Here is a 7,314-nt window from a genome sequence, read left to right on the forward strand (position 1 = left end):
ATGATGAAAATGGTAATGAGGAGTGAAGTATTACTATTCAAACTCACCGCAGAACTTGACCCACGTTGGACAAGGAGTAATGCGTACGCGTAAATGGCGAAGAGAATGATGAAGGTCAGGAGTTGCACCGCGCTCTTCCGAATGACAATGGAAATGTCCATGAGTCGGTAGCGGAGAATTGCGTATGCGACAGAAACGGTAATAAATATTGTTCCATACGACCCAAAAAGTCCAATCGTTGTCTCTTTTTGTGTGAGTGGTAGCAAAAGATCAAAAAATATTCCAATGGCCGAAGCAATGATGAATCCACTAAGTACGTATTTTAATTTTATCTGATTCATTGCCGGTTCACGTCGAATTTTCCTACCTAAAATAAAAAGGTATACCACCACGTATCCTGCAACCAGTAGTGCATAGAAAGTGAGCCAGGTTTGGTTGTTCTCTAACACATTCAACTTATCTGGTACTAGTTGGACACTAGTAATGTACTTATTGAAGAATGCAAGAACAGCTGCGAAAATCGCTGGAAGAATGAGAAGGATATACCCATACCAAGAGAAATGTGACTTCCGCGGGAAGTAGTAGACGAAAAGAATGAAAATGGGAACAATGAATACCCCAAGAAAATAAGTGCAGTTGTTTGCAAACAGTGATTGTGATGCGTCGTTAGCAAAATGTGTAAAATAATTTCCGATGATCCAACCGTTGAAAACGAGAATGAGAGTGAAAAATAACCAATGTGCAACTTTACGTACACCTTTTGCCAGTACAGTTACAGCAACTAAAGTATTCGCCCCAACAATAACAACGGTTAATGGAGCAAAGAATTGTATTGTCTCTCGAGAGACGAGTTCTTGTAGCATAAATTATTTCTTCTCCTTCCCAATAATATCCTCTTCAATCTTCTTCCGCAGAAAGTCAGCCTTCGACATGCCGGTTTTCTTGGCTTTCTGCTGCAAGTACTGCTCAATCTGCGGGGTTATGCGGAAAGTGAACTTAATGGTTGGCTGACCGGCCGCTTCTGAACTGAGGAGTTCGGTGAGGTACTTTTCCGTAATGCCAACAACACTACTGCCGCTGTACGACTGCACTTTGATGTGCGCAGGGATCTGGCGGCTCCCCAAGTACTTCAGCACACCCTTATTCGCAATGTCTTTGTCATACAGGTAGAGGGTTGGCTTTTTCAAACTCATAGCATACGCCAGCAAGTAGCCCACGTCTGCATCTGGTGTTGAACCTTCAATGACCAGAGCATCCATGTTGTCCAACATGGAGCCACCTGTTTTGGCCAAAGCTTCCAGTTCATCTTGTGGGACATCAAGACTATTGCGACCATCATTGGTTATGTAGAAGACGTGCTTCGTATCCATGAGTTGCAGCAAGTCTGCACGCACGTGCTCCATGCGAGGCTTTGGACTTGGCGCTTGGAAGTAGTAGACGCGCATACTTAGCTGTCTCGGTACAAGAAGCCAAACTCCCCTGCTGCATTTTTCTGCATGAGATCCAGCACCACGCGTGAATTGCTCGCCTTGGACAAAGCCCACAGAAATTTGGCGTGCAGTGTACTTTCCGTAAGGTGAGAAATGACCGCAACCCCTGGCTGCGAAACCAAACCCGCTGCACCTTGCCCGGTAATGACGACGGGAATGTCTTTCTGCGTGGCTAAACGAATTGCTGGCCAGTATCGTTCTGGCACACCCTGCTGCCCAAAAGACTGGATGAGTATGCCATCTGGTTTTTCTCTGACGACATCCGCGAGTGCTTCGGGTTTGAATCCAGGGTGGAGAGAGACCACAGCCAACTGCACATTCTTCAACTTTGTAATGTGAATAGGATCTTTCTTCCGTTGCTGTTCAGACTTCAAGCGGATACCAAAATCTACCCGGCCAAAGACGTCCACTTCATCTGCCTCAAACATGTTAAAGGTGGCGCCAGGGGCTGACCGGGCACGATTTGCGCGCATAACCTGGTTGCCAAAGACAATGGACACCTCGCGGAGATTGAGTGTGGAAACCTGAACGGCATTAATGAGGTTTGCCCGCACCCCCAGCGTGCGGAAGTGTGACATGAATTCCTTTGTGTCGCCTTGCGGATTTGGCGGTGCAACTGGCGCGCCGGTGAGCACCACAGGCTTCCCAAGCCCATGCAGCGCAAAAGAGAGGAACGCCCCAGTTGAAAGCATAGTGTCGACACCTTGGAGGATGACACAACCATCAGAGGCGGCGTACTTTTGCTTGACGATGCCAAGCACATCATTCCAATGCTCTGGCTCCAGGGTTTGCCCGTCGGGTAGCAAAAAAATAGGCTCTACCTCGGCAATGAGAGAGAGCTCTGGAACTTTTGCCATCCACTGCTTCACGTCACTAGCTGATCGTAAATTGAAGACACCTTCCCCTTCGGTGTAGAGCGTGGCACCGCCAGCGAATAGCAACGTGATCTTTGGCAGGGTCTTCGGCATCCCAGCAGGGGTTAGCAAATGCAAATTCTTCGCTCACTGTAGCTACATACCTTTGGTTCGTCAAGTTTTAAGTATTTCCTACAAGTGCAGGGTATCTCTGTATCTTATCCCCTCCTCTAATGAGGAGGGGGCCAGCAGGCGGGTGCGACCTATTGGAAGCACCCCGGACGGGGTGGTAATTCCGTTACGCCGGAACAAACATTTTTTCATCTACGCTATGTATTTACCGAATATAATGAAGAATTTCATCAATCACCCCACGAATATTTTCTTGAATATCAGTGTTCAAAACCCGTACAACTCGAATGTGGCATTGCTGGGCAAATACATCTCGTGCCAAGTCTTCTGCGCGTTGCTCGGAGTTTGCATGGTTTTCTCCATCAACTTCGATAATTAGTCTTTTTCCGGGGCAGTAAAAGTCCACAATATACGGACCAATACTATGCTGTCTTCGAAATTTCACTCCTAACTGACGGTTCCTCAGGTATGACCAAAGCACAACTTCTGACTTCGGCATATTTCTCCGCAAAGCACGGCGCACATCTTTCAATCTTCGCACATTATGAATTGCACTTTCCATAAAAGACTACCACCCCTTAATCCCCTCCTTATGAAAGGAGGGGATATATGAAATATTCACATCTACTAAACGTACTGAGCATACATTTATATCTCCTTCATATCCCCTCCTCGGATGAGGAGGGGGTCAGCAGGCGGGTGTGACCCATCGGGAACACCCCGGAAGGAGTGGTAACTGTTTACCAGACCAAAGCAGCAACAATGGTAAAACTTGAAAGTGTAAGGATGCAGAGACTAGCTGCAGCGAGGCGGTAGAGGGATTTCATAAAGAGTACAAATTCAATAAGTATGCCGACTTATTTTGCAATCAACGAAGCAATGACGCCTTCAAAAAACTTATTTATAAAAATGAATCCGACAAAAAATAGCAATACCGGAATTCGTTTTGGATTTTTTAAAAAAAGTAAAGCAACAACTGCCCCCACGATCGCAAGCAGCGCAGGAAGTAGATTGAAAGCAACGGACAGGTTTACTTCTTTTGGTAAAAAGAGTGATCCCAAGAAACTCCAAGCAAAAGCGCACAAACCTCCGATGATTGTGTACCCAAGAAGTTTGAAAATATTTTGCAGTTTTGCAGTCATAAAACAATCCTGAATAACTAATCAATGAGAATATCTTTTCTCACTCCACAGAAAGTAATGGCAATACTTTTATTCTGCGGCAGGATCAACCCATATTCAGCATTCTGCTTAATCTCGAAGTTCTTCGAAAAACGAAAAGATTGTACTTCAACTTGGCATGGGCCGTCGCTGCTATTTTTGAATGTCGCCGACACATCTGTCCACTTGCTTACCGAGGCACTTCTCAGCTCATCAGGAGGAGGAATCATTTTTACCGACCCTTTTTCGTACGCAATAGAGATGGTGTAAAATTCATCTGCAAAGAAGCTTGGTACCCAAAAAACGAGCAATCCAATAATCCCCAAGGAAGTGGCAATGAGAACGAGTAAACTATAGTTCTTTTTTTTCATACTTTTTTTAATTAATTATAAATTATTTAATAAGGGTGGGGTGGGTTTTTTAAAGACGCCACCCCATACACAAGTTACTTGGCACATACCCTCGCGCCAAATATGGCACAGAAAGGGTTGCAAGCGCAATTCGAGCAAATATCACGTTTCTGAACCAGTACCCCATTCGACCCATAGGGTTGAGCGTATATTTTATTGAAGAACATATACGCATCATAGCTAGGTGGCCGGTACGAGAACCAGTACACGAAGTGAAAGGTGCCTACAATACTGAACCCATAGGAATAGTAGCAGGATCCCAATGCTGCCTGAGATGACACTCCCTTCGTATGCCCCCAATGGAGACCCAGAGAATCAATGTAGTACTCTTCGGGGGAATACGTGCTTCCCAGATCTTCAAGTACTTCAGGAACGAGCATCTGGAAGGGAATATCATCTTTTGCCTTCAGAGATTTCTTGATGTCCCCTGCGGTAATACCCGACGGTAGATCGGTAGGTAATTCGATACACCCGGAGTTTACTTCCCCTACGGTGTTGCTTGAAGCGGTTGGTTGCTGCGCTTTGTCACTGCACCCAACCAGCACCAATGTGAGCAGCACTGCTGCGATTGTGAGAATCCTATACATAGGATCCTCCTTTCTTTGAAAAAAGCGTTATTTACTGTGCTACTCACCTCCTTTCCAGGGCTAGATGAATAGCTGTGGTTTGTTTCACTTATAGGCTAACACGGCTTTGGGGTGGTTTTGGGGTGAGTTATCCACGACAAAACAGCGCCGTCGCGACGGCGCGCGTGATCGCGGGCTATACCCTCCGCATCCCGGCATGCGCCAGGTTGCTCCGGATTTCGCCCGTGTCCCGCTTTTCCCCAGAAACGCGTGCTCCTCCCTTTGGTCGTCCGCGCCACATCCTTCGGGACCCCTTTAACTATTTCCACAATAAAATAAAGGATTCACCAATATCCTTTTCACTCTGAACCTACTTCCGCACTACCACGCCGTAGTACTGGTCCCGCTCCAAGAGCGTGTTCATGCGAACCATATTCCCTTGGCGGGTGAATGCACTGGCCGTACTCCCCTCCCACGACACATTCCAGTCAGCTGGAACAGACAAGGTGGAAGCTAAGGAAATTTTTGTCCCAGGTTGCATCTGCGCCAGCAGACTGTACTGGTCTGCTCTGTCCAGCAAACCGCCCACTTTTAAGGTGAAGGGTAACGTGTAGGTGATGCGCGCTTCTATGGTTTCTCCAGGGGCAACACCAAGCCAATTGCCAAAGGCAGTTTTCCCAAATTCTGTACTAATCCGCGTGCCACTTGCATCATCAACGAGCGCACCCACATCGAGCCGAGAAAGGTCAGCATCCACTTGCCGATCAGCCGAAGGCATCTGGAAACGCTTAGGGTCAATTTGCTCAAAGCCGGTTGCCGACACGAAGGTGCTCCCGCCGGGAACGTACACACGAACGTATGATACATTGCGTGCACCGGTAAACTGATCTCGAGGCACGCCAGTATGCTTCAAAATGACGGTGACGGTATTAGTGATTGCACCACTGGCAGCGATGTTCGCTTCGTGACGTACCAGGGTTTCCACCACCCCGTCCGTTTTCCCACCCCCAATATTCGCACGATTCACCATGAGGAAATCACTCTCTGTCTGCCGCACGGTTCCAGACCAACCAATATCCTGGATCAGCGTCTGCTTGGTGCTGTTCGTCGCGTAGAATTGCAGATCCTTCCGCGTTACGTGATCTTGCAAAGTGCCAAGCAATTGCCACAGCTGCGACTGTTCCAAGCTAAACGCCCGTCCAAGAATCTGCGGCGCAAGGTAACCCAGCACCAATTTTGGCTTGGTGTAATCTTTCGCTTCCGAAGCTTTGATAATTTCCTGCAACTTCCGTGGAAAATTTTCAGCTGTAAAGGTTTCTTTGAACTCCTTCACTTCCACGGGTCCAGTGAGCGCCAAGAATGACTGGAGGACGGCTGGGGTAATTGCTACCACACCATCGACGCTGGTTCGGCCTGCTGACGTGTAGAACTCCAACATTTTCTTGGCCGAGGTTGGAAAATCTGGAAACCAGTTTGCATCCTGCAAATTCCAGTTTGCCATGACGAGTCGAAGTGGCTGCGGTGCCTGGACTTTGAGGTTGGTTTGGCCACTGAGGTCGTACACACCCCCAGACGGTACTTCCACTTTCGTAATGACACCGTCTGCCATTTCCACTATGGCTACACTTCCAATGAACCCGCCGGTTGGCCGAAGTTCGTTTGTATCCTGAAAGGTGAAGAGGAAGCGCTTGGGCGTACCATCTGCCCCCAAGAACCAACGTAGGAACGCACCAACCTGATGCAATCGTTCAAACTGCACTTGCATACTTGGGAGTTGCTCTTGCAAATCCGCAAACGCCGCTTGGTACTCTGTGGGTAAATCCGAGGCTTTGACGGTTTGCAGTAATGTGGCGGCTTCACCTAATTTTTTTGCCGCGGGCTCTACGGAAGTGTCAAACGCGGCCAGTACCCCAACCACGGCTGGACCGCCAGTTCCTGCGCTGGAGACTTGCTCTGCGCCCTTGGCCAGAAGTTGGGCAGCAGAGGCCATAGCCTCACCAGCCGCCAGCAAATTTTGCGCGCGCTGTATGCGGTCGGTGCCAGGGATGCTCCGCACAAAACCCGCAACTTCTTCTATATCCGCTTGCGCGGATTGAAACGCATCAGCCGCAGCTTCCAAATTCTTCTGCGAGGTGCCAAATTGCAAAGCACCCGCGGCATTCCCAGCTGCGAGGAGCTCTTGCACAGCCTGCGTTGACGCACCGAGGACATCGCCCCGCACATCTTGGACACGTGTCACAAACCGCGCGCCAACAATGACCGCAACCAGTGCTGCAAGCCCAACGCCAAAGCGCACTGTGGGTCCAACCGGAATGCGCCATCGAATTCGTTGCTGCTTTGGTTCTGCTGGTGGAAGGTCTACTTCCTCAACCGCTTCGTGGTTGATTGAAGGAACCTGCGCAGTCAGCGAAGGACTCTCAACGGTTTTGGCTTTTCGCTGAAACCAGGATCTGGTTGCCTTCTCGAGCTTCGACTCCCCTTCCTCCACGAACGTTAAGAAGTCCACGTGCTTCTTCCGTGCACGACGTGTTTCTGGTTCCGCAGCCTTGGGGGTTCGCAAGTCCAAGACGTTATTTTCTGGAATGTCGTTACTATCCTGATGAAAGTTGGGCATGGGTAAGGTTAGGCGAACGTGTCTTGGTACACACGGAGCGTTGACTCCGCCAAATTTTTCCAGCGATACTGCAGAACCTGCGCTTGAC

The 7,314-nt window shown here is 48.7% G+C and carries 8 protein-coding genes; all 8 read right to left on the reverse strand.

Annotated features, from left to right (window positions below; all coding sequences use genetic code 11):
* A partial coding sequence (locus WCV85_06745; protein ID MFA6474534.1) for a histidine kinase N-terminal 7TM domain-containing protein occupies positions 1–863 on the reverse strand: 863 nt, incomplete at its 3' end.
* A 3-nt stretch (positions 864–866) separates the two neighbouring features.
* Positions 867–1,445 carry a hypothetical protein gene (locus WCV85_06750; GenBank protein ID MFA6474535.1) on the reverse strand — a complete coding sequence of 193 codons (579 nt, stop codon included), beginning with the start codon at positions 1,443–1,445 and terminating at the stop codon, positions 867–869.
* A gap of 2 nt (positions 1,446–1,447) precedes the next feature.
* Positions 1,448–2,458, reverse strand: a complete 1,011-nt coding sequence (locus WCV85_06755; protein MFA6474536.1) for an asparaginase domain-containing protein — start codon at positions 2,456–2,458, stop codon at positions 1,448–1,450.
* Between the two features lie 223 nt (positions 2,459–2,681).
* The gene (locus WCV85_06760) at positions 2,682–3,038 is read right to left on the reverse strand and encodes a DUF559 domain-containing protein (protein ID MFA6474537.1); all 357 of its coding nucleotides are present in this window, start codon (positions 3,036–3,038) and stop codon (positions 2,682–2,684) included.
* Between the two features lie 295 nt (positions 3,039–3,333).
* Complete coding sequence (locus WCV85_06765; GenBank protein MFA6474538.1) at positions 3,334–3,618, reverse strand: hypothetical protein; 285 nt, start codon at positions 3,616–3,618, stop codon at positions 3,334–3,336.
* 17 nt (positions 3,619–3,635) lie between these two features.
* On the reverse strand, positions 3,636–4,007 hold the full coding sequence (locus WCV85_06770) for a hypothetical protein (GenBank protein MFA6474539.1): 372 nt from the start codon (positions 4,005–4,007) through the stop codon (positions 3,636–3,638).
* Positions 4,008–4,081: 74 nt separating this feature from the next.
* Positions 4,082–4,633: a hypothetical protein gene (locus WCV85_06775; protein ID MFA6474540.1), complete on the reverse strand. Its 552-nt coding sequence runs from the start codon at positions 4,631–4,633 to the stop codon at positions 4,082–4,084.
* Between the two features lie 349 nt (positions 4,634–4,982).
* Positions 4,983–7,226, reverse strand: a complete 2,244-nt coding sequence (locus WCV85_06780) for a DUF4012 domain-containing protein (protein ID MFA6474541.1) — start codon at positions 7,224–7,226, stop codon at positions 4,983–4,985.
* Positions 7,227–7,314: the final 88 nt, after the last annotated feature.

The sequence above is a fragment of the Patescibacteria group bacterium genome (genome assembly GCA_041665345.1).
In the GTDB taxonomy this organism is placed as follows: domain Bacteria; phylum Patescibacteriota; class Patescibacteriia; order PEXW01; family PEXW01; genus JBAYJA01.